General features: G+C 55.8%; 20 protein-coding genes, 3 tRNA genes and 2 pseudogenes. 14 read left to right on the top strand and 11 right to left on the bottom strand.

The features are described 5' to 3' along the window. Positions 1–67 precede the first annotated feature (67 nt). Positions 68–469, bottom strand: coding sequence for an ArsR/SmtB family transcription factor (locus CBE74_RS21130; protein WP_087454345.1), 402 nt, complete (start codon positions 467–469; stop codon positions 68–70). A 469-nt stretch (positions 470–938) separates the two neighbouring features. On the opposite strand from CBE74_RS21130, the gene CBE74_RS21125 reads away from it, so the two are divergent. Both CBE74_RS21125 and CBE74_RS21120 read left to right on the top strand, forming a co-directional pair. Beyond that, positions 939–2324 carry a glycine--tRNA ligase gene (locus tag CBE74_RS21125; RefSeq protein WP_087454344.1) on the top strand — a complete coding sequence of 462 codons (1386 nt, stop codon included), beginning with the start codon at positions 939–941 and terminating at the stop codon, positions 2322–2324. A gap of 49 nt (positions 2325–2373) precedes the next feature. Beyond that, positions 2374–2901, top strand: coding sequence for a hypothetical protein (locus CBE74_RS21120; protein WP_087454343.1), 528 nt, complete (start codon positions 2374–2376; stop codon positions 2899–2901). 32 nt (positions 2902–2933) lie between these two features. Here the strand turns inward: CBE74_RS21120 and CBE74_RS21115 are convergent, their stop codons facing one another. Continuing rightward, positions 2934–3098 carry a hypothetical protein gene (locus CBE74_RS21115; protein ID WP_225870050.1) on the bottom strand — a complete coding sequence of 55 codons (165 nt, stop codon included), beginning with the start codon at positions 3096–3098 and terminating at the stop codon, positions 2934–2936. On the opposite strand from CBE74_RS21115, the gene CBE74_RS21110 reads away from it, so the two are divergent. Continuing rightward, a complete protein-coding gene (locus tag CBE74_RS21110) occupies positions 3097–3351 on the top strand; it encodes a hypothetical protein (protein ID WP_225870051.1) in 255 nt (84 codons plus the stop codon). The two genes, CBE74_RS21115 and CBE74_RS21110, sit on opposite strands and share 2 nt — an antisense overlap. A gap of 47 nt (positions 3352–3398) precedes the next feature. Here CBE74_RS21110 and CBE74_RS21105 read toward each other — a convergent pair whose 3' ends face one another. Further along, positions 3399–5468: a TPM domain-containing protein gene (locus tag CBE74_RS21105; protein ID WP_087454342.1), complete on the bottom strand. Its 2070-nt coding sequence runs from the start codon at positions 5466–5468 to the stop codon at positions 3399–3401. Between the two features lie 179 nt (positions 5469–5647). Here CBE74_RS21105 and CBE74_RS21100 point away from each other — a divergent pair, with 179 nt between their 5' ends. Beyond that, entirely contained in the window at positions 5648–6415 is a 768-nt protein-coding gene (locus tag CBE74_RS21100; protein WP_087454341.1) for a YdcF family protein, read from the top strand. Positions 6416–6455: 40 nt separating this feature from the next. Continuing rightward, positions 6456–7730: a deoxyguanosinetriphosphate triphosphohydrolase gene (locus tag CBE74_RS21095; RefSeq protein ID WP_087454340.1), complete on the top strand. Its 1275-nt coding sequence runs from the start codon at positions 6456–6458 to the stop codon at positions 7728–7730. Here the strand turns inward: CBE74_RS21095 and CBE74_RS21090 are convergent. After that, positions 7727–7984: a hypothetical protein gene (locus CBE74_RS21090; RefSeq protein ID WP_087454339.1), complete on the bottom strand. Its 258-nt coding sequence runs from the start codon at positions 7982–7984 to the stop codon at positions 7727–7729. The genes CBE74_RS21095 and CBE74_RS21090 overlap by 4 nt on opposite strands. Then, the gene (locus CBE74_RS21085) at positions 7974–8516 is read right to left on the bottom strand and encodes a guanyl-specific ribonuclease (RefSeq protein WP_087454338.1); all 543 of its coding nucleotides are present in this window, start codon (positions 8514–8516) and stop codon (positions 7974–7976) included. The genes CBE74_RS21090 and CBE74_RS21085 overlap by 11 nt, the downstream gene beginning before the upstream one ends. A gap of 149 nt (positions 8517–8665) precedes the next feature. Here CBE74_RS21085 and glmS point away from each other — a divergent pair, with 149 nt between their 5' ends. Beyond that, the gene (glmS, locus tag CBE74_RS21080; RefSeq protein WP_087454337.1) at positions 8666–10540 is read left to right on the top strand and encodes a glutamine--fructose-6-phosphate transaminase (isomerizing); all 1875 of its coding nucleotides are present in this window, start codon (positions 8666–8668) and stop codon (positions 10538–10540) included. Positions 10541–10719: 179 nt separating this feature from the next. After that, positions 10720–12636, top strand: coding sequence for a DNA primase (gene dnaG, locus CBE74_RS21075; RefSeq protein WP_167552598.1), 1917 nt, complete (start codon positions 10720–10722; stop codon positions 12634–12636). Positions 12637–12696: 60 nt separating this feature from the next. Here dnaG and CBE74_RS21070 read toward each other — a convergent pair. The 3 genes and pseudogenes from CBE74_RS21070 to CBE74_RS21060 all read right to left on the bottom strand — a co-directional run bounded on the left by CBE74_RS21070 (position 12697) and on the right by CBE74_RS21060 (position 13965). Continuing rightward, a pseudogene (locus CBE74_RS21070) lies at positions 12697–13283 on the bottom strand (thiamine biosynthesis protein). A 91-nt stretch (positions 13284–13374) separates the two neighbouring features. Further along, positions 13375–13617 (bottom strand): hypothetical protein, encoded by a 243-nt coding sequence (locus CBE74_RS21065; RefSeq protein WP_013911960.1) that lies wholly within the window; start codon positions 13615–13617, stop codon positions 13375–13377. A gap of 275 nt (positions 13618–13892) precedes the next feature. After that, a tRNA-Asn gene (locus CBE74_RS21060) sits at positions 13893–13965 on the bottom strand. A gap of 226 nt (positions 13966–14191) precedes the next feature. On the opposite strand from CBE74_RS21060, the gene CBE74_RS21055 reads away from it, so the two are divergent. The 4 genes and pseudogenes from CBE74_RS21055 (at position 14192) to CBE74_RS21040 (ending at position 16551) form a co-directional block, all read left to right on the top strand. Further along, a tRNA-Ile gene (locus CBE74_RS21055) sits at positions 14192–14265 on the top strand. Between the two features lie 168 nt (positions 14266–14433). Then, complete coding sequence (locus tag CBE74_RS21050) at positions 14434–15195, top strand: trimeric intracellular cation channel family protein (RefSeq protein ID WP_087454920.1); 762 nt, start codon at positions 14434–14436, stop codon at positions 15193–15195. Between the two features lie 5 nt (positions 15196–15200). Next, positions 15201–16010, top strand: coding sequence for a serine hydrolase domain-containing protein (locus CBE74_RS21045; RefSeq protein ID WP_087454335.1), 810 nt, complete (start codon positions 15201–15203; stop codon positions 16008–16010). A gap of 179 nt (positions 16011–16189) precedes the next feature. Beyond that, positions 16190–16551 (top strand): annotated as a pseudogene (locus CBE74_RS21040) (hypothetical protein). A 1-nt stretch (position 16552) separates the two neighbouring features. On the opposite strand, the gene CBE74_RS21035 reads toward CBE74_RS21040, so the two are convergent. Together CBE74_RS21035 and CBE74_RS21030 are read right to left on the bottom strand one after the other, a co-directional pair. Further along, positions 16553–17374, bottom strand: a complete 822-nt coding sequence (locus CBE74_RS21035; RefSeq protein WP_087454333.1) for an HAD-IIA family hydrolase — start codon at positions 17372–17374, stop codon at positions 16553–16555. Continuing rightward, positions 17371–17679, bottom strand: a complete 309-nt coding sequence (locus CBE74_RS21030; RefSeq protein WP_087454332.1) for an acyl carrier protein — start codon at positions 17677–17679, stop codon at positions 17371–17373. Before CBE74_RS21030 ends, CBE74_RS21035 begins: the two co-directional genes overlap by 4 nt. Before the next feature lie 71 nt (positions 17680–17750). Here CBE74_RS21030 and CBE74_RS21025 point away from each other — a divergent pair, with 71 nt between their 5' ends. After that, positions 17751–18716 (top strand): alpha/beta fold hydrolase, encoded by a 966-nt coding sequence (locus tag CBE74_RS21025; protein WP_087454331.1) that lies wholly within the window; start codon positions 17751–17753, stop codon positions 18714–18716. A 103-nt stretch (positions 18717–18819) separates the two neighbouring features. On the opposite strand, the gene aceE is transcribed toward CBE74_RS21025, so the two are convergent. After that, positions 18820–21555 carry a pyruvate dehydrogenase (acetyl-transferring), homodimeric type gene (gene aceE, locus CBE74_RS21020; protein WP_087454330.1) on the bottom strand — a complete coding sequence of 912 codons (2736 nt, stop codon included), beginning with the start codon at positions 21553–21555 and terminating at the stop codon, positions 18820–18822. 172 nt (positions 21556–21727) lie between these two features. Between aceE and CBE74_RS21015 the strand changes: the two genes are divergently transcribed. Beyond that, on the top strand, positions 21728–22165 hold the full coding sequence (locus CBE74_RS21015; protein WP_087454329.1) for a DUF3052 domain-containing protein: 438 nt from the start codon (positions 21728–21730) through the stop codon (positions 22163–22165). 73 nt (positions 22166–22238) lie between these two features. After that, positions 22239–22311: transfer RNA gene (locus tag CBE74_RS21010), tRNA-Val, on the top strand. Positions 22312–22360 lie beyond the last annotated feature (49 nt).

Below are 22360 nucleotides of genomic sequence, written 5' to 3'. Positions count from 1 at the left end.
GCTAATGAAAAAGGCCAGTCTAGGGCCCTTAAAGAAGGACCTTAGACTGGTCTTGGGTGTCGGCTCCCTACGCCGACTGCTTATCAATGGCTATTTTTTCAAAGAGCCTAAGCGTTTTTTCCACAATGAGCATGGCTTCTGGCTGAAGCAAGCGATAGATGATCTGACGACCACGGCGCTCGCTAGTAATCAACCCTGATTTCTTCAACACCCGTAAGTGTTGACTGATCAAGGGCTGACTGCACTTAAGTGCATCCACAAGTTCGAATACAAAATGATCGCGCTCCGCCAAGAGTCCAAGAATCTGGAGACGAAGAGGTGAATCAAATGACCCAAACAACGATGCCACTCCCACGTAGTCGAGGGATGGATCGAACGGTTGACCTACGCCAATGGCGCGGTGAGTCTGCGCGTTGATCTGATCCGACGACGAAGCCATGAAAGTGGAAAGGCGCGGGCTACTGTCCATTTCCGCCTAACCTTCCTAATGTTCCAATTCTGATTTTTTCGTTTCATCTTGAGGGGATTGCAATGAACGAAACCTCAGAAAAAACCTATGTAGCAGTTATGCGACCTATGGTTCAACTATGCCACATTGTTTTTCCAACCTAAATTGCTTCACCCTAATTGGGTAGTGCAGTTGATTGACCAAATCGATTTTTTGCTGCATGGGGAGGTGCTAAATTAGAAGGAAACAATATGAATTAAATAGGCTGGACTGGCGGAAACTTAAAAAAGAGACGCAGATTTGCAGCCCGCCGTTTCTCTGCAAACCGTATTGCGGGAGCGGGGGAGGCTACGGTGTTGCATAGAGAGTTTTTTTCGGGGTTTACTAGTGGAGTATCGATACTTTTAAGCGTCGATAAGCCATGCCGGCTAGCCGTACTGGGTACAAAGCCATTGTGCTTAGGATCTATTTAAAGGAGTTGTTCAACCTCGTGGCTCAGAACAATGTCATCGACACCGTCGTCAATCTGTGTAAGCGACGTGGACTCGTCTACCCCTGTGGTGAGATTTACGGTGGAACGCGATCTGCATGGGACTACGGTCCGTTGGGCACAGAGCTCAAGGAGAACATTAAGAAGCAATGGTGGCGCACCTTTGTTCAGGGGCGTGCGGATGTGGTCGGCCTAGACTCATCCATCATTCTTCCGCGTCAGGTATGGAATGCATCTGGACACGTTGCAACCTTTACTGACCCTCTAGTGGAGTCTCTGCACACTCACAAGCGCTACCGCGCAGACCACTTGCTTGAGGCCTATGAGGCAAAGCATGGACATGCGCCGGAGAATGGTCTGGCAGACGTACCGGATCCTGAGACCGGACAGCCAGGCAACTGGACTGAGCCGCAAATGTTCTCTGGTTTGATGAAGACCTTCCTGGGGCCTGTGGACAACGAGCAGGGGTTGCACTACCTGCGCCCTGAGACCGCACAGGGCATCTTTGTTAACTTCAAGAATGTGATGACTACCGCGCGCATGAAGCCGCCATTCGGCATCGCGCAGGTGGGCAAGTCCTTCCGTAACGAGATCACCCCGGGCAACTTCATCTTCCGTACTCGTGAGTTTGAGCAGATGGAGATCGAGTATTTCGTCCCAGAGGATCAAGCAGACGAGAAGTTCCGTGAGTGGGTTGACGCTTGTTGGAATTGGTTTGTGGACCTGGGCATTAACCCGGAGAATATGTGCCAGTTTGACGTGCCGGAAGAAGAGCGTGCGCACTACTCCAAGGGCACCATCGACATGGAGTATAAGTTTGGCTTCCAGGGCAACCCTTGGGGCGAGCTCATGGGTGTGGCAAACCGCACAGATTACGATCTCGGCTGCCACATCAAGGAGTCTGGCGAGGACCTAAGCTACTTCGACCAAGCTACCGGCGAGCGCTATGTTCCATGGGTTATCGAGCCGTCCTTTGGCCTAACCCGTGCTTTGATGGCTTTCTTGGTGGATGCGTATTGCGAGGATGAGGCTCCCAACGCTAAGGGTGGCGTCGATAAGCGCGTAGTGCTCAAGCTGGATCCTCGTCTGTCTCCGGTGAAGGTAGCGGTTCTTCCGCTGTCCAAGAAAGACACGCTAACGCCTGTGGCAGAAGAAGTTGCCGCCAAGCTGCGTAAGTTCTGGAATGTTGATTATGACACGTCCGGGGCGATCGGACGCCGCTACCGCCGTCAGGACGAGATCGGTACCCCGTTCTGCGTTACCGTCGATTTTGACACTCTTGAGGACAATGCGGTGACCGTCCGTGAGCGTGACACGATGTCTCAAGAGCGGGTAGCACTCGATCAGCTTGAGTCCTACCTCGCAGCTCGTCTGCTGGGCTGCTAGCCTCATCTCTTAGATTCCCAGTTCACTACCGCTTAAAGGATTGAGTTCAATGGATTACACAGCTTGGGGAAACCGGGCTAAAGGCACCGTAGAGCTTCTCGACGACGCCAATAACACTCTAGCCACCTTCCCCGCAGACCACTGTGATTCTGAGCATGTGAACGTCCGCGGTGTGGACTGGGTCGTGAGTCGATCCAAGCAGCAGATCACAGCTCAGTTGCCTGACGGGAGCGCCTTTGTGGCGGATGCCTCACCGAAAGGCTTCGGCCGCGCCAAGGCCATCGATATTGATGTTGCTGGTCGTAAAATGCGTGCGATCAATGAGGATAAAAACGACTGGGTTTATGTAGACGCAGATCCAGAGGAGACCAAGCTAGGGCAGTTCTCTGGGGGCAATAACGGTGTCCGGAAGAGCTACACCGAGTTCGAGCCAGACAACGCCCTGAGCAACGATCAGAAAGCCTTTCTCTCCCTCGTCACTCGGACGGTTCTGGAGTCAAAGTTAAGCAGCTTTACCTTGATGCTTATTGCTTTCCTGATCCTGCTGATTCCAGTGGTCATACTCGCGCTTCTCTAATCAGCTAAAAGCGCCTCCCCATGTACACAGCGTTATGGAAGAACGACGTTCTTTTCGACGACACCGGGGAGGCGCTTGCGCATATATGCAAAGATCGCGTGGGTACTTGCGCATTCCCAGATTCGGGTGAGCATAGAGCGAACATTCCCCACGGGGATAGTGGTGCGCGGGGAGTCGTCATCTGGCCAAAGGCACATGCTTACAACCTCAGGACTGAACGTGCATCGGCTAAAAGCACGCTGCGGCGAATCGTTATATCACCTTGAGCGATCGTCAGTGCTGCGGACTCATCGGCAGATAGTCCGCGCGGGCGAGGTGATCGGGACACTCGCTTTTTCGCGTACCGGGACAGGCCAGATTGTCTTGGAACAGCCCATCCCTACTGAAAGCCTTGCCTTTTTAAGTTACGCGTGCAGGCTTATCGACGCCCCACACGAGGTGCGAAGCTAAGGCCCACCCGTGATAAAAATCACGAGTGGGCCTTAGACGTAGCCTGCTTAGAAGGAACCTCCACGGAAGCCTCCGCCGGAGAAACCACCACCTCCGCCACTAAAACCTCCGAAACCGCCGCCGAAGCCGCCTCGGCGTCCGTTGGAAAGAATCTCATTAAGCACCATTCCTGCGACGAGAGCGCCGGTGCCTCCCGAGCTGTTGTTGTTGCGCTGCTGGTAGCGGTCTACGTCGCGTTGAGCTTTGTCTAGAGAGGCCCTCGCAGAGGCGCCAGCCTGTCGGGCATGGGTCGTGGCTGTGCGAAGATCCTGTCCCTGTGCTTGCTGCGCGAGCGCGATGAGCCGTTGGGCGTCGGCAAGCTTTGTGCGGGCTTCTGCGCCGATTACTCGGCCGCGGGTGCTAATGAAGTCTTGCGCGGCCTGAACACTTGCAGAAGCCGCACTGAACTGCTGATTAAACAGCTGTAGTTGCCGTGCATGATCTGTCGTGGTCTTGCGGACAATATCAAGCTGGTCATCAAGATGGGTGTCTGCATCGGTGAGCGCGGACCACGTACCAAGGGGATCAACGGTGCCTTGAGATTGCGCTTGACGCACTGCTTCACGCGCATGTGTCACGGCGTTGTCCAAAGAATCCCAGTCTAATTGGGTGCCCTGCTGCATTCCTTGTTCGCGCAGCTGGGTGGCTTCAGCGATCTCAGCGTCGATTTCTGCGATCAGCGCGGGGATCCCAGTTTGGGCGGTCATGATGGTGGACTCTGCGTGTTCGATTGCGACGATCAACTTCTCAGCATTAGTGAGGGCATTTTCGGCGCCTCGGATTGCATCCGCCATGCCGCTTTGTTCGCCGGCGGGGCGGTTTTGTATCTCACCTGCGGTATCCAGGCATCGTTCTGCCTCGGCGACGCTGACTTTAGCCATCTCGGCGTTGTGCTCGATCGAAGCGATCATCGTGGGGGAATACTTCGCTTTTAGCTCGCTCAGGGTCTGCTCTGCGACGGGGATGCGGGCACTCACATCAACGGTTGATTGCGTGAGCTTAAGGATCTGTTGGGGAGCGTTGACCAAGAGGTTGCGCAGCTCTGCAAAGTTAGCTGCCTCGGCATCAAGAGCGGCATCGGCGGTGCCGCAGCTAGAGATGATCTCGATCAAAAGGGAGCGCCGTTCGAGCTGATCCATGGAAGACGTAGTGTCTAGCTGGTGCTTGAGCTGGAAAGCACGTTGCAGCGTGGTGGTGGACTCATTCATGGCGCGGTTAAAGCTTCTCGTGCGCTCTGCGCTGAATTCAGCCACCGCAATGCTGAGTTCCTCTTTGCCCCTTTGGATCGACTCATCGGTGCTTACCAGCTCTTCTTGCGCAAGCGTCTCAAGAGCCGGGGTGGGAAGCTGAGCCAGGCTAGTGGCATCCCCTGGTTCGATGGCGCGTCCTTGTTCGAGCACCGCTTGGTCGTCAGCCTTGCGTTTACGCCGTGACCACACCCAGAGTCCGCCTCCCACGCCGGCAATGCCCACTGCTCCGGCGCCCAGCCACGCCGCTGATTGCCCATCGGCCTGTGTAGATGCAGAGGATCCACCGGCAGGACTTGCGCTGGATGTATTGTCTGCGTTGGCTACAAGCGCCAGCGCGGAGCCCGCCCAATCTTGTTGCTGAAGCTTGTCGTAGACAGCGTTATACATATTGTCGAGCGAGTCTGGCCACTGCGCTCCAGCATCGATGCCAAACTCGTGGCTATCGAGGGCCAACGCATAGACAGCGACGTTTGCTCCGCCGTTGGACTCCACTGCTTTTTTAGTCCAGGCTTCAGGTGTTAAGCCATCAAAGGTATGGACAAAGACGACCCTAATCTGCCTGCGATGGGCTTTTTGGAATTCGGAGATAGCGGTAGAAATTTCTTCGATCTGCGCCTTTGTCAGCGTTCCCGTGGCATCTGTGACCGGTTTGGTATATTTTTGCGGCGCTTCAGCCTGCACGTGGACGTGTTCCGCGGTTGCTAGCGGCGGAATGAACGCTAGCGGTGCTATTCCCAGTAGTGGCGTTAAAAGTAGAGCGCTGCCGCAGACGGTAGCAGCGGAACGTCGGACTGATGGAACCCATGTGGTTTTCACGCGCGTGTGCATGGGAGCTAGTTTAGTCGTCTTAGCTCACAGCGTGTTCTGAGCAGCGTGGTCTGCGAGTGCGGAAACCCACGAGGTGGGGATACGAGGAGAGACATGGAAAGGCCTAGTGGTAGGCACATATTTTTATTTTTTGGCGTGGATCTGTTGGTCATCCCAAGGTTTTTGGCAGACTAGGTCCTATGAAAACCAGACTTCCGGGAAAGCGTTTCCTGCACCGCATCAATGGTGACAGCAAGACACAGCATCTTCGGTTTCCTCATTCGCGGAAAAATGCGTTGTGTTCGGCGGGATTTCTTCTTGGCGTAGCGGCGTTGCCGTCGGTTGTGATGGTGATCCGTGGTCAGATTCGCCCAAAGAATAAGCGGGGGCGCTTTGGCTCAATCGTGGTTCTCGGGACAGCACAATATGATGGTGTGCCATCACGGCAATTTGCGGCTCGCTTGCAGTGGGCAGCAGAGCAATGGCAGACAGCGCGAGTACAAAAGGTGATTACGGTGGGTGGGAATCTACCCGGCGACCGTTTTACAGAAGCTCACGTCGGGCGAGAGTATCTGTTAAAGGCCCACGTCGATTCAGACCTTGTGGTCGAAATTTCCCACGGTAATGACACCTGGAGTTCCCTCAAAGCCGTTCAGGGAGCTGTCAAAGAACCCGTGATCATCGTGACAGACCCCAACCATGCGTTGCGATCTGAACTTATTGCTCGGTTGCAGGGGATGAAGGCGGTCGCATCGCCGACTCCCTACAGTCCCACCCGCTTTCCTTCTAAACCGTGGTGGCTTACCGTTCTTCATGAAACCGGAGGGCTGTTTGTGGTAACAGTGTCTGCGGTGTGTGGTCGTTCTGCAGCAGTTGAAGTGGAGACTAGATTGCGAGACCTCCAGGCCAAAGCACGGCCGTCGAGACGCGCCAGGATTCGATTTTTAAAAGAAACGCGGAAGCGATAAAGCAACTATCCGCTTTAAGCCCTGAGGAAAAGACATAAAGATGTATGAGTATTCGCTGGAGGACGTTGCTCGTCGGTGCGTAGAGCCTGGCAAGAAAAGCCAGATGCTGCACCACGACGATGAGCGCGGGCCGTTTGCCCGAGACCGCGCACGGGTGCTGCATTCGGCTGCGCTGCGTCGCCTGGCGGATAAAACCCAGGTGGTGGGGCCGCGTGATGGGGATACTCCGCGCACTCGCCTGACCCACTCTTTGGAGGTCGCTCAGATCGCGCGGGGGATAGGGGCTGGTCTGGGGCTTAACCCCGATCTCTGCGAGATGGCGGGGCTTACCCATGACATCGGGCACCCGCCCTATGGGCATAACGGAGAGACAGCGCTTAATGAGATAGCCACGGAGTGCGGTGGGTTTGAGGGAAACGCCCAGACGCTGAGAATTCTGACCAAGCTTGAACCCAAAATTTTGTCTCCCCACGGAGAGTCTTTCGGCTTAAACCTCACTCGTGCGTCTTTGGATGCAGCATGCAAATATCCGCGCACAAAAACCAACCCTGACGGCAGCGTTAATCGGAAATACGGATGCTACGACGAAGACCGTGAGATCCTTCATTGGATCAGGCAGGGACACAGCGACCAGGCCCCTCCCGCGGAGGCACAAGCCATGGATTTTTCCGATGACATAGCTTATTCGGTGCATGACGTGGAAGACGGGATCGTCTCCGGGCGCGTCAACCTCAGCGTGCTGTGGGACTTTGTGGAACTGGCTGAGCTTGCGGAAAAAGGCGCGCGCGCATTTGGCGGTGACCCCGCTGCGCTTATCGACGCCGCCGACCGCCTGCGCGATCTCCCCGTCGTCGCTGCCGCTGCGGATTTCACCGGCACGCTCAAGAGCTTTACCACGCTCAAGTCCATGACCTCGGAGCTGGTGGGACGCTATATCGGAGCAGTCATTGAAGCATCCCGTAGCGGCAATACCGAGCAACAGCCCTTAGGACGCGGCACCGGGAGAATCGTGATACCCGCCGATGTCATGGCGGAGGTGACCCTGCTTAAAACAATCGCTGTTTTATACGTGATGGATACCCCCACGCATGTGAGTCGGCAAGACCGGCAACGCGAGCGCATCTATCGGGTGTTTGAGTATTTAACCGCTGGTGGGTGCGGAGCCTTGGACCCTATGTTCCGGACCTGGTGGGAGGAAGCCAATACCCCAGCCGAGCAACAGCGTGTGATTATTGATCAGATTGCTTCGATGACCGAGTCCAGATTGGAGCGGGTGGCTAAACAATCTGCTGATCTTGCAGGATTTTTTGGCTAGTCCTCCAGGGTGATGGCCAAGGTAACGCGCTCAGAAGTCAAAGCTGCGAGGAGCGAGGCCGCCTCATGGGCCGGTATGTGCCATCCAGCGCAGTGGATTCGGGTGACGTGGAATTCGCGCAGCATATCCACAAACGCGTCGATAGTGCGAGGCGGCTTACGATCAGGCGTGTACAGCTGTGATGCAGCCTGCTCGTAGAGTGCCTTCCGGCAGTGAACGTTATGAACACGAATGGTGTTGTGGTTATTCGGCATCAGGGATCTCACAGAAGCTTTCGTAGTGATCGTCGGTGTAGTACCACGTGTCTGGGTCGCGTTGGGAACCACCGCCGGTGATAACGCGGCGCTCGCCACGGTGACGTAACCCAGGTGTGTCCACTGTGTATTCGCGGTAATAATTACGGGATTGGTGGGGGAGGATGCCCTCATAATTGCCAAACCTCACGCCGTCGTTATCTGGGTGGGGGAAAGGCCCACCCGCAAGAATCGTGTTGATGGTCTTCTCGGCTTCCTTGGGCAGTGAGTCCACAGTACAAGAGCGCAGACCGGAGGTCGGCGCGGCAGTGCTTTGAGCAGAGGCGGTTTTAGCAGGGGCAGCTGTGTGCTTTTGAGTCTGAGAAGCCGCCACAGCAGACGTGGAGGCTGGAGCGTGACTACTGTCAGTTTTCCCCACGGAGGAATCGTGCGAGGACAAATTTAATCCCAGCGCCCCCGCAACAATCGCGATGAGCACCCCTGCGATCGCGGTGGGGAGAGCTTTTTTAGGGGACGGTGAAGAAGCAGGCATGGACTTATTCTGTCATGTTGCTGGGTGGGATTGCGGGAGGCGTCGGCAAGCTTTTATGCGCTTTTGCGTTATCAGCGTAGAGAGCTGGGAAAAATTGTTGTGAACAGTGCAAACGTCGCTACCAGCGACGATGCGGTAGCATGAGGCGCATGTGTGGAATCGTAGGATTTGTTGGCACTCCCAGTGCGTCTGGGCGTGAATATTATGCTCTTGAAGTGGTTCTTGAAGGGATGCGGCGGCTCGAATATCGTGGGTACGATTCTGCGGGAGTAGCGGTCCTTGCAAACGGGGAGATCAATTTCCGCAAGAAAGCGGGCAAGGTCACGGCCCTGGAACAGGAACTGGACAAGAGCCCAATGCCTGATTCTGTGCTCGGTATTGGACACACTCGTTGGGCGACCCACGGCGGTCCAACAGACGCGAACGCGCACCCGCACGTGGTGGACAACGGTCGGTTGGCAATGGTTCACAATGGCATCATCGAGAATTTCGCTGAGTTGAAAAGGGAGCTCGTAGCGCAAGGCCACAACTTTGTTTCCGATACGGACACCGAGGTAGCCGCGGCTCTGCTAGGAAGCATCCTGGCAGGAGAAGCACAGGGCGACCTAACCCGGGCGATGCAGCTGACCTGCACACGCTTGGAAGGCGCGTTCACGCTTTTGGCTATCCACGCTGATAGCCCTGATCGCATTGTGGCTGCGCGTCGTAACTCGCCACTGGTCATCGGACTGGGCGAAGGCGAGAATTTCTTGGGGTCGGATGTCTCCGGTTTCATCGACTACACCAAGAACGCCGTGGAGATGGACAACGATCAGATCGTAACCATCACGCCGAACTCCTACGCGATCACTGACTTCAACGGCACCCCAGCAGAGGGCAAGCCGTTTACCGTGGAGTGGGACGCGGCCGCAGCGGAAAAAGGCGGCTACCAGTTCTTCATGGAGAAAGAGATTCACGAGCAGCCGGCAGCTATCCGCAATACCCTCATGGGGCGTTTCGACGAAAACGGCAAGCTCACCCTCGACGAAGTGCGCATCGAGGAGTCGCTGTTGCGCAGCGTAGACAAGATTATCGTTATCGCTTGTGGCTCCGCCGCATACGCGGGACACGTGGCACGCTACGCAATCGAGCATTGGTGCCGCATTCCTACCGAGGTGGAATTGGCTCATGAATTCCGCTACCGGGACCCGATTGTCAACGAAAAGACACTGGTTGTGGCCCTATCCCAGTCTGGCGAGACAATGGATACGCTCATGGCCGTACGTCACGCGCGGGAACAAGGAGCCAAGGTTATCGCCATCTGTAACACCCACGGCTCATCCATCCCTCGGGAATCGGATGCCTCGCTGTACACCCACGCGGGCCCCGAAATAGCAGTGGCTTCCACAAAGGCCTTCCTCGCTCAGATCACCGCTACCTACCTCCTAGGGCTGTACCTAGCGCAGCTGCGGGGCAACATGTTTGCGGATGAAGTTAACGCAGTGGTGGCTGAGCTGCGTGCAATCCCAGAGAAGGTCGAGGAGGTGCTGAAGAAGGAAGACGACGTTAAAGCCTTGGCACAAGACCTGAAAGACGTGAAGTCGGTGCTCTTCCTTGGCCGTCATGTGGGCTTCCCCGTAGCTTTGGAAGGCGCGCTCAAGCTGAAGGAACTCGCATACCTTCATGCAGAGGGATTCGCTGCCGGCGAGCTCAAACATGGGCCTATCGCGCTTATCGAGGAAGGTCAGCCCGTTTTTGTGGTTGTTCCTTCCCCACGGGGACGCGACTCCCTGCACGCGAAGATCGTGTCTAATATCCAGGAGATTCGCGCACGCGGCGCAATCACAATTGTTATCGCCGAGGAAGGTGATAACGCCGTGGAGGCCTACGCCAACCACATTATCCGCGTCCCTCAGTCGCCGACGTTGATGCAGCCGCTGCTAGCCACGGTGCCGCTGCAGATTTTTGCTTGTGCAGTTGCCGCAGCAAAGGGATTTGACGTGGATCAGCCGCGAAACCTGGCCAAGTCAGTGACCGTGGAATAAGCCGGAGGGATAACCCACCGGAATACTCTGCGTGGGATATTCCGGCTGCACGTCGTCTGCGCGTCGTCAGCCTTATAGCACCTGTGCTCAGCTCTGCCCAGCTACGAAATTCTTTTTCGAGCTGGGCATTGTGCTGCTCAGATGGTTTCCCGTTTGGATAGACCGCTAATGTAGTGCCTATGGCAAAGGGACGGATACCGGACAGTGATATTCAGGCGATCAGGGAGCGCACACCCATCGAGGGGATCGTGGGGGAATACGTACAGCTCAAGCCAGCCGGAGCGGATTCCTTGAAAGGTCTGTCCCCCTTTAAGGAGGAGAAAACTCCGTCGTTCCACGTCCGCCCCAACCATGGGTACTTCCACTGCTTTTCCACCGGCAAGGGAGGCGATGTTTTTAGCTTTCTCATGGAGATGGAGCACCTCACTTTCCCCGAGGCCGTAGAAGCCTGTGCAGAGAAGATCCACTATCAGATCAACTATCAAGGCGGAACCACCGGTGCGCGCCGGGAGGAGCCAGGAACACGCCGTCGTCTCATTGAGGCGAATAAGGCGGCTCATGCCTTTTATCGGGAGCAATTAGAGACCCCTGAAGCCGCTACTGCGCGTCAGTTCCTGCTGGACCGAGGGTTTTCGCAGCAGCATATTTATGCGTTTGAATGCGGATATGCGCCCGATGGCTGGGACATCCTTACAAAACATTTGCTGCGCAAGGGCTTTGATTTTAAGGAGCTTGAAGCCGCGGGGTTATCCACAATGGGGCGGCGTGGGCCAATCGATAGGTTCCATCGTCGTTTGCTATGGCCGATCAAGAGTGTTTCTGGCGACGTCATTGGGTTCGGGGCGCGCAAGCTTTTCGACGACGACAAGCTGGGCAAATACATGAACACCCCCGAAACCTTGCTGTATAAAAAATCCAAGGTTCTTTTCGGCTTGGATAACGCTAAGAAAGACATCGCGCAGAATCACCAAGCCGTGGTGGTGGAAGGCTATACCGATGTTATGGCCATGCACGCGGCTGGCATCACTACGGCTGTCGCCGCATGTGGTACAGCCTTTGGCGAGGAACATCTCCAAATCTTGCGGCGCTACATGCTTGACGACTCCTACTTTGCTGGCTCCCTCATCTACACCTTTGACGGCGATGAAGCCGGGCAGAAGGCCGCTATGAGGGCGTTTGAGGGCGATCAGAAGTTCACGGGTCAGTCCTATGTGGCGGTGGCCCCTGATGGCATGGACCCGTGCGATCTGCGCCTGAGCAAAGGTGATGCTGCCGTCCGTGACCTGGTTGCGCAGCGAGTCCCCATGTTCGAGTTCATTATTCGGACGCTCATCGCCGGATACTCCCTCGACTCCGTTGAAGGGCGGCTCCAAGCCTTAAGGCGCGCAGTGCCTATTGTCGCGGACATTAAAGACCAGGCGCTCAAAACCGAATATGCTCGCTTGCTCTCTGGTTGGGTAGGTTGGCCCGACCCCAACGAGGTTATCCAGCAGGTGCGTGTTGCAGAACGTCGCCCAAGGAATGCCCCGAAGCCAAAGCGTGCCACCCGATTTGATGCGAACAACGATCTGGCTGCGGGTGTAGCCACCACACTCATGGTGCTGCCAGACCGTAAAGACCCGCGGCTATGGCCACAGCGAGAAGCCTTGAAACTGGCACTTCAGTATCCGCAGGTGGCCGGTCAGCACTTTGACGACCTCCCAGATGATGCGTTTAGCAATGAGGCGTATGCGGCGCTCAATTCCGCTATTGCTCAAGCCGGTGGATGTGCGCACACAGATGAGGGGCCAGCGTGGCTTGCTGCGGTATCCGATCGCGTTCATGACCTCGTAGGGAAATCGCTGGTGTCGGAGCTGGCCGTGGAACCGGTTCACATAGAAACCGAAGAAGAAGTGGAAAACGGTTTACTCACGCACATAGACAAGACTCTTTCCAGGCTGCAAGAGCAACGCGTAGGAAACCAGATCGCCTTGCTGAAAGGGAAGCTCCAGCGGATGCGCCCCAGCGACGATGAGGTGGCGTATAACTCGATGTTCGCTGAACTGGTGGCTTTAGAACAGTCGCGTCGCGAGTTGCTCAGACGGGTCTTCCAATAAAAGAAAAACCACGACGTAAGCGCTTAACGACGCCTCTGTCGTGGTTTTTACCAGGAGGATTTAGGAAGCAAACGTGACGGGAACCTCGGCCACGTCGCGGAATCCCTCAGTGTGGTCGCCAAAGACCTTCAACACGCATTTATCTGTCTTGCAATCTACGCCTTGGCCAGTAGAAGCTGCGTGGAGAGTCACGGTGGCTGTTCCGTCTGCATTCAGCGGGGTCGTGCCCATTCCGCCGGATTTAATCCATGCCTGTGCGGTTGTATCGGAGTGCTGTCCGGTGCACAGTGGGGCAGGGGCGCCGTGAGGGGTGGCTGTGCTGCAGATGGCGGCATAATAGCCGGATTGCGGATTAAGTCCACTGACATTGAGGGTGATCTCTTGTCCCTCGACGAGGCTCTGGGTAGCAGAAGCCACGATAGTGGCTTCCTTGTCGGAGCCGGTAGCTTGAGCAGACGTAGATGCTGCAGCGCTTTCCGTGGAGGGATCGTGAGCGTGCGACTTCGGGGCAGCCGCTGACGTTGCCGTGTCGACTTTCTTCGCTGAATCGTTCTCGTTTGGTGGCGAGGCGAGCAGGCGGCAAGAGCAGTGCCAAGCACCAAGACGCCGGCTGCTGCGGTGAGGGAACGTCGGAAGTTGCGAGTCATAGGGCTTTTAACCTTTCGGTTTCGATTATGAGCGGGCTTCAAGTACCGCAGTCTATATCAAGGATAGGCTAAACTTCTATGAGTGAGGTGGTTAGTCGCGATCCGGCTCCAGGACGGTTGATCCGTCTGCTTGCTTTAAGTTCTTTACTTCCTTCATACGAGGTTGCGGGTCTAGCTTATTTGCGATGGCCTTGCGGGTTACCTCCACGGCTTTTTGGGTCACGGGCGAGGAAACTGCCGCTTGGTAACCCTTTTTGATTTGCTCATAACGCCTACGACCGGCTTTTGTGCCAAAGACGTATCCGGCAGCAGCGCCAACCACAAATTGGATCATTGATTTTCTTCCTACTCACTTCGTCTTAGTGCGAACACTGATCACCTGTAATGCTTGGTGTCCACCCTACCTAAGAACTCTGAGAGTAAACGCCAACTATCTCCGTGGGGAACGCTGGGGATGGGAAGATGTCGTTTTTGAGAACGCTAGAAATGACGACCTGGGGTTTTGCTGGGCATGCCGGGCCTAGCGTTCTCAAAAACGACAATGAGGTGAGACTGACGGCAAAAAGCCGGATGGAGTAGCTTCTTAGCTACTCCATCCGGCTTATCTTGCTCCTCCAACTGGACTCGAACCAGTAACCCTTCGATTAACAGTCGAATGCTCTGCCAATTGAGCTATGGAGGATTATCTATCCTCAAGGTCTCCCTTGCGACATGAAAAGACTATATAGGGGTTTAAAGATTGGGACAAATCGCCAGGTAGATGCCCGTTAGGGGAGGTGCTAAAAGTCTTAAATAGACGTCGATGGTGTGCCAGAGTTTTGTGGGTGCTGATTGGGGCGGGGGCCGATTCGACTTTTCTATGCATCATCCGCTTATAATGGTCGCGGCCAAGAAAGACGCGGCCGGTTGGGGCTATAGCTCAGTCGGTTAGAGCTACGGACTCATAATCCGTTGGTCCGGGGTTCGAGCCCCCGTGGCCCCACAAAATTGCAGGTCAGATATTGATTTATTCAATGTCTGACCTGTTTTTGTTATGCCCATGTTTAAGGCCCATGTGTCCAAAGCGCAGATGAGGTGAGCTGGCGCCAAAGCAGTTTTCATTAGTGTTTGCCTGCCTGCTTCGCTTTTCTTACTGATGCTTGCGCTCGTTATGATTGTCCGAGTGAATACGGTTGACCCCCACATCTTGACGATGTACGCCACGTTTGACCTGATCGGTGTCGTGCTCAACGGGATTATCGGCGGCACGATTGCTCGCCAGCGCGACTATGATGCTGTTGGTTTTGTCTTTCTAGCGCTATTTTCTGCCCTCGGCGGCGGCATGCTTCGCGACGTCCTCATGCAGCGGGGAACAGCCGCAGCCATCGCGGACTCGCGTTATCTGCTATTGGCCATCGCAGGGGCGCTGCTGGCTTTAGTGATTAATTTCAAGGGGCAGGCTTGGGAAATTTTCAAGGCTAATGGTGATGCAATCGTCCTAGGGGTGTGGTCGGTTACTGGTGCGGTCAAGGCTCTTAATTTTGATATGCCGCTTAGCAGTGCGGTTTTCATGGGTGTTCTGACGGCTGTGGGTGGCGGAATGATTAGGGACATCTGTACGGGGCAGGTGCCGGGGATTTTCGGTGGTGGCCCGCTGTATGCGGTGCCGGCTTTGGTGGCGTCGATAAGCATGGTGACCTTTAGCAACTTTGGTTTTTATGCGTTGGGGATGGTGGTTTCTCCGATCTTGGGCGCCGGTCTGGCAATCGTGGCGTATTGGCGCGGATGGGTTTTGTTCCGAAATTCTGAGTGGGCACCGGTTAATATGACTGCTGCCCAGGTGGCTGCTCTGGTGCGGCGTAGCGAGCGCCGTGGGTTTATTCGCGGCCGAGGCTCAAAGCAAAAAATCGAGGGCGACTTCGACTTAGGATAGGGCGTATGGAACTAGAACAGCTGGTAGCCACATGGCCGATGGATAACGTTGCGAGTGCGGCGATTTCGGGGGATCGCCTGGTTACAGCAGGGGACTGCGATCGCATGTTTGAGCTGGCCAGCGTGACAAAGCTGCTGGCTGCCTATGGGTTCCTTATCGCTGTGGAAGAGGGGGTCTTTGACCTGGATCAAGAGCTGGGACCCGAGGGGGCGACGGTGCGCCATATGCTGGCGCATGCGTCCGGTGTGGGTTTTAAGGCTGGTGATCCGGTGAAGCCGGTGGGGAGCCGTCGTATCTATTCGTCTTATGGTTTTGAGCTTTTGGCTCAGGCTGTGGAAGAGGAAGCCGGAATGTCGTTCGCGGGCTACCTCGACGAAGTCGTTTTTCAGCCCTTAGGTATGCACTCAACGCAGCTGTGGGGGTCTGCCGGGCACGAGGGGAGGTCGTCGGTATCAGACCTCGTCTCTTTTGCCCGTGAGCTTCTTAATCCCCGATTGCTGGCCCCCGAGACCCTTTCCGAGGCCTTTAGTGTTCAATTCCCGGAGCTCAATGGCATTGTTCCGGGGTATGGCATGTATAAACCGTGTCCGTGGGGGCTGGGGTTTGAGATTAAAGGAACGAAGGACCCGCATTGGACGGGGGGTCAGATGCCGGCGACTACGGTGGGGCACTTTGGTCAGTCGGGGACGTATCTGTGGCTGGTTCCTGGATCCGGTGTGGCGATGATCGCATTAACGGATCGTCCCTTTGGTCCGTGGGCTAAAGAGTCCTGGGCACAGGCTAACGATGCCGTGTGGCGCATGGTTCAACCTTAACTTTATGTTGAACAAATGGGGCTGTGTGCTGGGGGATAAACCAGTTATTGAGAGTTGAGCATGGGGCGTGTGATGCATAAAAATCGCGGTATCGAGCAGCATCACACGGGGTCGTTGGGGAAGGCGAAACCCGTCTTACGCTGATACGCATATCGGCGTTGAGTTGTGAAACGGTGCTCATGCAAGAACAGGTTTTTGCGGTTCTCCGCGTGGAAGGAATGCCAAAAAAATGGCGGCTGACCGTGGAATCTGCGATGGTAGAAAATATTGCGACGGAACCGCTTGATGCGTTACCCGGCGTGGACGAGCTCAACGCGGCTTGGTGCACGACCTGGCGGCGCAACGCGTTGCGTCCGCGTGCGGTCGACTGCAGGGAGGTACTCAACGGCACGGCTGAAGAATTTGAGAAACTTCGTGACACCCTGGTGCAGCTATCCACGGACGAGGGCTTCTATGCCGATGTCGAGATTTTTATGCCAACGGGGCACGAAGCTTTGCGACGCACCCCCGGACACCAGTACGGGCCGGGGAATACGTTTAAATCAGTCCTCTGCGCTAGGGACGTAATATCCGTCGCCGAAGGGGTCAAGGAATGACTCGGTTAGATCTGCAATCGAGTCTATGACCTTGGTGGGGCGGAACGGATACTTAGAGATCTCTGCATCGTCGGAGATGCCTGTGCGGACGAGGACTGTGCGCATGCCTGCCTCAAGTCCACAGCGCACGTCTGTGTCCATCCTGTCGCCGATCATCACTGTGTTCTCGGAGTGAGCACCGATGTTATTCAACGCAGAACGCATCATGACGGGGTTCGGTTTCCCCACGAAGTAAGGCTCCTTGCCCGTTGCAGCCGTAATCAGCTGCGCCACCGCGCCGGTAGCCGGCAAAATTCCTTGAGGTGCGGGGCCCGTGACATCTGGATTAGTGCAGATGAATCGCGCGCCCTCCAAAATCAGATTGATTGCGGTGGTGATGGCCTCAAAAGAATAGGTTCGGGTTTCTCCCAAAACAACAAAATCTGGATGTGAATTGGTCAGTATCCAGCCATTATCGTGCAGCTCAGTGGTCAAACCGGATTCACCCACAACATAGGCAGTTCTTTCCTTGTCATGTCCGCCAGCCTGACTGCTCAGGAACGTGGCAGTTGCCTTGGCAGAAGTCCAGATGCGCTCAGGCGGGATCGTAAGCCCGATATGGCGCAGCCGTGCGGAAAGATCCCGAGGAGTGTGGATCGAATTATTGGTGAGGACCATGAAATTAATATCGTTGTCCATGAGGTTGTTAAGAAAACGATCAGCCCCGGGGATGATCTCGCCTTCCCTGATGAGGACTCCATCCATGTCCGTGAGGTAGGAAATGGTCATTTCTGCTGCTCTCCTTTGCGTTCCGCATAATCGATGAGATCTTGTACCGTTTCAAGCGCAAAAATCGCAGTATCCGTCGTACGGAACCCACAGTGTTCCTCTACCCGAATAGTAAGTTCGATGCGGTCGAGAGATGTTATTCCAAGGGAATCAAGGCGAGCGGAAGGAACTGCGTTTTCTTTTTCTACCCCTAAGAGAGCGAGTACCGCGATGACTTTTTCCCTGGTCGAAGCATCCGCACTCGGTTGAGAAGAATCGGAGGTGCTGTCTTGCAGCTTGAGAAGCTGGTCTTGAAGCGAGGACACAGGTAGAACTCCTTGAGATGAGGGAGGGGCTAAGAACAATTCCGACTTTACGCAGGCGTAGGCTCAAACGCATGCGACTGCCTCGATTGACGCGCAAGGGCCGGCGTCGACAAGCTCTTGCCCGCGCAAAGAAACACAGCACAGCACATGACAGGTTTTATAGCGAGTCCCGCACAACCGGCAGAATCCGTTATTACCTGGACGGGCCTGAGGATGCTGACGTTACCGTCGTCTTTATCCATGGCTTTACGTTGGCGGCTTCAGCGTGGCACCTACAAGTAGCCCACGTTGCGCATGAAGCCCGCTGCGTTCTCATGGATTTACGCGGACACGGGAACACAGGGGAGTATTCCGTAGAAGACTGCACTCTCGACGGCGCTGCCGATGACGTAGCGCGCGTTTTAGAAGCGGTGAAGCCCAATGGCCCCCTCGTCATAGTTGGACACTCCCTCGGCGGAATGGTGGCAATTAATTTCTTACGTCGATACCCCGAATTCCGGGCGCGTACTGCCGGGCTCGTTTTGGTAGCCACCGCAGTGGACTCCTTTGCCAGCCAAGGCGTTCCTCAGGTCCTAGCCCTACCCGTAGCAGAGAAAATCCGTAACGCAGCGGAAGCATCCCCAGCAGAGACCGCCACACTCAGAGAAGCTATAGCTGCTTTGGTAGCTCCCACCCTGGCAGTCACTGTCTTCCAGACTCCCATGCCTCCCAGCGTCATTGATTTCCACGCTCAGCTGATTAATGAAACCCCTCTTTCCACCTATGTGGGATTCCTCGACGATTTGCAAGAACACGAGGAAGCCGAAGACGCGAAACTTCTCAACGGAATAGAGGGCGTAGTGATCGTGGGAGAAAAAGATTCGGTCACCCCGCTCAGCCAGGCGCAAAGGATTGTCAGCCTGTGGCCAGATGCCGGCTTACAAGTCGCGCCTCATGCCGGGCATATGATCATTTTGGAACAGCCTGCGATAGTGAATAAGGCGATTGATCAGATGATCGAGCATGCTCACTCCGTGGGGAAATTGCCCACAGCCTGATCCTAACGCTCTCGTTTGAGAAACACCTTTGAACAACACCGAAGGCCGGTGCCCATGCACATACTGTGCGGGGCACCGGCCTTAGCGCGATGAGGACGTGTGATTACGCCTTAGTCGGGTCGGTGAGGTGGAAACGCTGTGCGGCCTCAGCAGCAACAGAACGATCAACCTTGCCCTCGTGCACGAGCGCGTTGAGGGTAGCCACAACAACAGACTCTGCGTCGATGTTGAAGAAACGACGGGCAGCAGGACGGGTATCGGAGAAACCGAAACCGTCTGCACCCAACGTGGTGTAGTGGCCTGGGACAAAGCGGCGGATCTGCTCCTGGAGGTCCGTAGCAAAGTCGGAGACTGCTACGTAAGGGCCGTTGCCCTTCTTCAGCTGGGTTGTTGCGAAGGCCTCGCCTGGATCCGTTTCTGGGTGGCGCAGAGCCTGGCGGTTCTTCTCCTGGCCTTCTCGTGCCAGCTCAACCCATGAGGTGACGGAGAAGATATTCGCACCAATGTTGAACTCATCGCGCAGAATATCCCGAGCACGGAGCGCCTGCTGCATTCCGATGCCGGAAGCAAGCAAGGAAACCTCGTGCTCGCCACCCTGAGCCTTCTCGTACAGGTAGATGCCCTTGTGGAGGCCCTCTACATCGAGATCCTCAGGCTCGGCAGGCTGAGAGATAGGCTCGTTGTAGATGGTCAGGTAGTACATGATGTTCTCGCCGCGGCCTGGGCCGTACATGCGGTCGATGCCCTCGCGCAGCAGGTGCGCGATCTCGTAAGAGAATGCCGGATCATAGGAGACCACGCTGGGGTTGGTCGACGCGATGATCTGGGAATGACCATCCATGTGCTGGAGGCCCTCACCGGTGAGCGTGGTGCGGCCAGCGGTAGCGCCGAGGATAAATCCGCGGGCCATCTGGTCGCCGGCAGCCCAGAAAGAATCGCCAGTGCGCTGGAAACCGAACATCGAGTAGAAGATGTACAGCGGGATCATGACCTGGCCATGGGTGGCATAAGAGGTCGCCGCTGCGATAAACGCTGCGGTAGAACCGGCCTCGTTGATGCCTTCGTGCAGGATCTGTCCGTCTGCTGCCTCGCGGTAGGAGAGCATGAGATCGTGGTCAACCGGCACGTAGTTCTGATCATGTGGGTTGTAGATCTTCATGGTGGGGAACCACGAGTCCATACCAAAGGTGCGGGCCTCGTCAGGGATAATCGGGACGATGCGTTTTCCTAGCTCAGGATCACGCATGAGCTCCTTGAAGGCACGAACCACAGCCATAGTGGTGGCCACCTGCTGCTTGCCAGAACCCTTACGCAGGCTGCGAAGCTTGTCGAGCGGTGGGACCTCCACGGGGGTGTAGGACTCACGACGCTCAGGGACAAAGCCTCCAAGTTTCTTGCGCTGTTCAAGCATGTACTTGATTTCCGGAGCATCCTCACCGGGGTGGTAGTACGGCGGGAGGTACGGATCCTTTTCCAGCTGCTCGTCGGTGATCGGAACGCCCTGCTTATCGCGGAACTTCTTCAGATCGTCGAGGGTGAGCTTCTTCATCTGGTGGGTCGCGTTGCGGCCCTCGAAGTTGTGTCCAAGACCGTAGCCCTTAATCGTGTGGGCCAGGATGACCGTTGGGCGATCCTTGGTCTCCAGCGCGCGCTTATAAGCAGCGTAAATCTTGCGGTAATCGTGGCCGCCGCGGCGGAGGTTCCAGATTTCCTCATCTGTCCAGTCTTCGACAAGCTTGGCGGTGCGAGGATCGCGGTTGAAGAAGTGCTCGCGGACGTATGCGCCGTCGTTAGCCTTGAAGGTCTGGAAATCGCCGTCGGAGGTGGTGTTCATCAGATCGACGAGAGCACCCTCTTTGTCAGCTTCGAAAAGCTGGTCCCATTCGCGAGCCCAGACAACCTTGATCACTGACCAGCCAGCGCCGCGGAAGAAGGACTCGAGCTCCTGGATGATCTTGGTGTTGCCGCGGACGGGGCCGTCGAGACGCTGCAAGTTGCAGTTGATAACAAACGTGAGGTTATCCAGGTTGTTCAGCGCAGCCATTTGGATGAGGCCACGAGACTCCGGCTCGTCCATCTCGCCGTCGCCGAGGAATGCCCAGACGTGTTGTTCAGAAGTGTCTTTGATGCCGCGGTTATGCAAGTAGCGGTTGAAGCGCGCTTGGTAGATGGCATCCATAGGGCCGAGGCCCATCGACACGGTGGGGAACTCCCAGAAGTCTTCCATCCCGTGTGGGTGGGGGTAGGAAGGTAGTCCCCCCTGTGGGCGGGAAACTTCTTGGCGGAAGCCATCGAGGTCGTCTTCGGTGAGGCGTCCTTCCATGAATGCGCGGGCGTAGATACCCGGTGACGCATGTCCCTGGAAGAAGATGTGGTCGCCTCCGCCGGGGTGATCTTTACCACGGAAGAAGTGGTTCATGCCCACTTCGTAGAGTGGTGCAGCGCCAGCGTAGGTGGAAATGTGTCCACCTACTCCGATCCCTGGGCGCTGTGCGCGGTGCACCATGATCGCAGCGTTCCATCGAATCCAACGACGGTAGCGCTTCTCGATTTCCTCATCACCCGGGAACTCTGACTCCATGGTGGTAGGAATCGTGTTGACGTAATCAGTCGAGGTCATTGGGGGTAATGGCACGCGACGAGCAGATGCTCGCTCAAGCAAACGGAGCATTAGGAAGCGGGCACGCTCAAGGCTGGATCCTTCCAGCATCCCGTCGAGGGACTCGAGCCACTCGCGGGTTTCCTCGGGATCCGAGTCGTTCAGATAAGAAGCCACGCCATCGCGAATCAACGCGAAGTTAGTGTCCTCAGGACGCTTCCCAATGGTTGTGTCAGGCATTCGCCACCTCCAAGTAGAGAGAAATCCGCCGATGCGCGGGTCATGCATCGACACACGGTTTGATCTACAGGATACGTGTTAGGGGGAATTACTGCTTACCGATCAGGTTTTTCCTGAAAAACCAGCATGAAAAGAAGAGAAAACGGGCGTATGGCTGTAGAGTTTATTGTCGATGAACGCTCAAGATTTCAAGGAGAAGAATTCTGAGGCCGTAGGCGTAAACCACGCTCTCCGCCTTGGTGTCACCGCCGACATGACAGTGCAAGAAGTCGGCTGGGACGAAGATTGCGATAGCTCCATAAGTGAAGCACTAGAAGATATTATCGGCGAGGAGCTTCTCGACGAAGACACGGACGAAGCATGCGACGTTGTCTTGTTGTGGTGGCGCGAAGACGACGGAGACTTAGTCGATGGACTAGTCGACGCCGTTCGACCTCTTGCTGAAAACGGCCGCATTTGGTTGCTCAGTCCGGGGGCCGGTAAATCCGGTGCTCTCGATCCGGGTGAGATTTCCGACTCCGCTCAACTCGCGGGGCTCGTACAAACAAAAGCCGAAAGACTTGGTTCCTGGCAAGGTTCTTGCTTGGTACAAAAGGGCAATAAGCAGTGACTTTGCATTACTAGTACCTCTTCGTGTTAGTATTCTTTCCGATGCCTCAGCAGGTCTGATGTATCGGAAGTATGCGCCTTTAGCTCAGCTGGAAGAGCAGCTGGTTTACACCCAGCAGGTCGGCGGTTCGATCCCGTCAGGGCGCACAAAGACAAGCGGCGGCTCCTTAAAACAAGGAGTCGCCGCTTTTTCATG

This window comes from Corynebacterium silvaticum (assembly GCF_002162115.2).
GTDB classification, from domain to species: Bacteria; Actinomycetota; Actinomycetes; order Mycobacteriales; family Mycobacteriaceae; genus Corynebacterium; species Corynebacterium silvaticum.
Note: the sequence above shows the minus strand (reverse complement) of the source record. Positions and strands in the feature narration are given on the sequence as shown.

Bases quoted from the DNA above. Each gene is read 5' to 3' on its own strand.
- dnaG (WP_167552598.1), top strand. From the start codon at position 10,720: ATGGCAAAGGGACGGATACCGGACAGTGATATTCAGGCGATCAGGGAG.
- CBE74_RS21110 (WP_225870051.1), top strand. From the start codon at position 3,097: ATGCTTACAACCTCAGGACTGAACGTGCATCGGCTAAAAGCACGCTGC.
- aceE (WP_087454330.1), bottom strand. From the start codon at position 21,555: ATGCCTGACACAACCATTGGGAAGCGTCCTGAGGACACTAACTTCGCG.
- CBE74_RS21065 (WP_013911960.1), bottom strand. From the start codon at position 13,617: ATGATCCAATTTGTGGTTGGCGCTGCTGCCGGATACGTCTTTGGCACA.
- glmS (WP_087454337.1), top strand. From the start codon at position 8,666: ATGTGTGGAATCGTAGGATTTGTTGGCACTCCCAGTGCGTCTGGGCGT.
- CBE74_RS21130 (WP_087454345.1), bottom strand. From the start codon at position 469: ATGGACAGTAGCCCGCGCCTTTCCACTTTCATGGCTTCGTCGTCGGAT.
- CBE74_RS21035 (WP_087454333.1), bottom strand. From the start codon at position 17,374: ATGACCATTTCCTACCTCACGGACATGGATGGAGTCCTCATCAGGGAA.
- CBE74_RS21050 (WP_087454920.1), top strand. From the start codon at position 14,434: ATGATTGTCCGAGTGAATACGGTTGACCCCCACATCTTGACGATGTAC.
- CBE74_RS21105 (WP_087454342.1), bottom strand. From the start codon at position 5,468: ATGCACACGCGCGTGAAAACCACATGGGTTCCATCAGTCCGACGTTCC.
- CBE74_RS21120 (WP_087454343.1), top strand. From the start codon at position 2,374: ATGGATTACACAGCTTGGGGAAACCGGGCTAAAGGCACCGTAGAGCTT.
- CBE74_RS21085 (WP_087454338.1), bottom strand. From the start codon at position 8,516: ATGCCTGCTTCTTCACCGTCCCCTAAAAAAGCTCTCCCCACCGCGATC.
- CBE74_RS21115 (WP_225870050.1), bottom strand. From the start codon at position 3,098: ATGTGCCTTTGGCCAGATGACGACTCCCCGCGCACCACTATCCCCGTG.
- CBE74_RS21045 (WP_087454335.1), top strand. From the start codon at position 15,201: ATGGAACTAGAACAGCTGGTAGCCACATGGCCGATGGATAACGTTGCG.
- CBE74_RS21025 (WP_087454331.1), top strand. From the start codon at position 17,751: ATGCGACTGCCTCGATTGACGCGCAAGGGCCGGCGTCGACAAGCTCTT.
- CBE74_RS21095 (WP_087454340.1), top strand. From the start codon at position 6,456: ATGTATGAGTATTCGCTGGAGGACGTTGCTCGTCGGTGCGTAGAGCCT.
- CBE74_RS21090 (WP_087454339.1), bottom strand. From the start codon at position 7,984: ATGCCGAATAACCACAACACCATTCGTGTTCATAACGTTCACTGCCGG.
- CBE74_RS21100 (WP_087454341.1), top strand. From the start codon at position 5,648: ATGAAAACCAGACTTCCGGGAAAGCGTTTCCTGCACCGCATCAATGGT.
- CBE74_RS21015 (WP_087454329.1), top strand. From the start codon at position 21,728: ATGAACGCTCAAGATTTCAAGGAGAAGAATTCTGAGGCCGTAGGCGTA.